We start from the raw sequence: 2,434 nt of genomic DNA, 5'->3' as shown, positions 1-2,434 counted from the left end.
GTTGTGGATATCTACGAAAATCATCAATAATTATTTATTTCAAAGTTATAAACATGTTTTTATTTGTTAGAAATGTTAAAATATTAAATAAACTTAACTAAAATGATTTATTAGGAGATAGCTCCATGGCTAGTAGAGGCGTAAATAAAGTGATTCTAGTAGGACATTTAGGTCAGGATCCAGAAATACGCTATATGCCTAATGGTTGCGCTGTTGCTAATATAAACCTAGCTACATCTGAAAGCTGGCGGGACAAACAAACCGGTGACACTAAAGAAAAAACTGAGTGGCATCGCGTAGTGCTGTTTGGCAAACTAGCAGAAGTAACCGGTGAATACCTACGTAAAGGCGCTCAAGTCTATATAGAAGGATCTTTACAAACCCGTAAGTGGCAAGATCAAAGCGGCCAAGATCGCTATACTACTGAAATAGTAGTCAACGTTGGTGGTACTATGCAAATGTTAGGTGGCCGTCAGAGTGGTTCTACAACACGTTTAAGTGTAACACCTAATAAACCCTCTACCGTAAATGCCGTAAGCAATGAACCGCAAATTGACTTTGATGATGATATTCCCTTTTAAAACAATAATAATTTATTATTGATAAAAAAATGTTGCCGGGAGGAACAAAATAAAATACGTTATATCATAACAATAAATTGTTGCGAGTATTTATATGTTGTACTTTTCTTCTCAAGAAAACTCTTATTTAGGTCAGGTAATACTTATTGCTGCCGGTTTAACACGTATGTTACTAGCGCTTACGGTTTTACTGCTACTATGGAAAGCAATAATTTGGTCATCAATGTTGCCATGATACGATTACATAACTTGCTGACCGGATATAAAGATAAAAGTATAGGCAAACCGGTGAGCGGTATATTTGAACGCGGTAGCATGACTGCTATTATTGGCGTTAATGGCAGTGGTAAATCTACTTTACTGAAAACGATCGCTGGCCTGTTACCTCCGGTGGGAGGTAAAATTGATTTCGGGGCGGAAGAAAGCCGCCCGTACATCAGTTATTTACCGCAGCAAATAGATATAGATCGTCAATTTCCGCTTAAAGTTTTTGAAGTCGTATCAATTGGTTGTTGGCCAGCTACGAGCCTACTACGTAGTATTAACGCTCACCAGCAAACTATGATCTGGCAGGCTTTAATACTAGTAGGATTAGATCATATAGCACACTGTACTATCTGCTCCCTATCGAACGGGCAGTTTCAGCGTATGTTATTTGCAAGGCTACTGGTGCAACAAGCGCCGATTATTTTGCTAGATGAACCTTTTACCGCTATTGATCAACCTACTTGTAATCTACTTATAACGTTTATTCATCAACTACATAAACAGGGGTCTACTATTATAGTTGTGCTACACGATAACATACTAGTTGCAAATCATTTTCCCCAAACTCTGCTGTTATCACGATCTAATTATGCATGGGGACCTTCTACTGAGATACTCATGAAGTTCCAGAACTGTACAGTACCAGAGGGTTGAATGATGATTCATCTACTCTTTGACCCTTTTATTTCCTATGGTTTTATGCGCCGCGCACTAGTTGCTTGCTTAGCTTTATCCTTCAGTACTACTCCGTTAGGAGTTTTTCTTTTACTACGTCGTATGAGTTTAGTAGGGGATGCATTATCTCATGCTATTTTACCAGGTGTAGCAATAGGTTATCTAGTCTATGGTATGTCCCGGGCAGCGATGGGAATCGGCGGGTTTATTGCTGGTGTAGTAGTAGCCGTGCTATCTGGTTGGGTTAGCACCATGACTTCATTGAAAGAGGATGCTAGCTTCGCGGGATTTTATCTGGGATCACTTGCTTTAGGTGTAATATTAATATCATTACGAGGTTCTAGTATAGATTTACAGCATCTGTTATTTGGTTCTATTCTTAGTGTAGATACTAGCGCTATCTACTTGATTGGTATCATTACCAGTATTACTTTTCTTACTCTAGCTTTGCTCTATCGCGCGCTAGTAGTAGAATCATTTGATGCTACCTTTTTACGAGTCAATTCTTCTATATTTCCGTGCTTAATTCAGTCCTTATTTTTAGCGTTAGTAGTACTGAACTTAGTAATAGGTTTTCAAATGCTTGGTACCATGATGTCTGTAGGTATGATGATATTGCCAGCCATAGCTGCATCCTGCTGGACTAATTGGTTACCATACATGTTTTTTTTAGCAACGATCATTGGATTAGTTTGCTCATGGTGCGGGCTGAGCTGGTCTTTCTATAGCTATATTCCAGCTGGACCTACGATCGTATTAATAGCTAGTATCGTCTTTTTGTTCTCTGTGTTAGTTGGACCACGTGGCGGAAAAGTGCGGCTTTTCCGCCGGCGCCGGCATAATGTTATGGTCAGCAAGGACAACAAATGAAAAGGTTATTTAGTTCATTTGCTCTCAGCATAATTATGCTC

Annotated in this window: 3 protein-coding genes; all 3 read left to right on the top strand. The window is 39.1% G+C overall.

All coding sequences use genetic code 11. The features are described 5' to 3' along the window. Positions 1-125 precede the first annotated feature (125 nt). The 3 genes from CEX73_RS01955 to CEX73_RS01945 all read left to right on the top strand — a co-directional run bounded on the left by CEX73_RS01955 (position 126) and on the right by CEX73_RS01945 (position 2,393). Positions 126-581 carry a single-stranded DNA-binding protein gene (locus tag CEX73_RS01955; RefSeq protein WP_101626922.1) on the top strand — a complete coding sequence of 152 codons (456 nt, stop codon included), beginning with the start codon at positions 126-128 and terminating at the stop codon, positions 579-581. 198 nt (positions 582-779) lie between these two features. Then, a complete protein-coding gene (locus tag CEX73_RS01950; RefSeq protein WP_101626921.1) occupies positions 780-1,502 on the top strand; it encodes a metal ABC transporter ATP-binding protein in 723 nt (240 codons plus the stop codon). Continuing rightward, positions 1,503-2,393 carry a metal ABC transporter permease gene (locus CEX73_RS01945; RefSeq protein WP_101626920.1) on the top strand — a complete coding sequence of 297 codons (891 nt, stop codon included), beginning with the start codon at positions 1,503-1,505 and terminating at the stop codon, positions 2,391-2,393. The last annotated feature ends 41 nt before the right edge of the window (positions 2,394-2,434 follow it).

Source organism: Candidatus Palibaumannia cicadellinicola, from assembly GCF_002855795.1.
Classification (GTDB): domain Bacteria; phylum Pseudomonadota; class Gammaproteobacteria; order Enterobacterales; family Enterobacteriaceae; genus Baumannia; species Baumannia cicadellinicola_C.
Note: the sequence above shows the minus strand (reverse complement) of the source record. Positions and strands in the feature narration are given on the sequence as shown.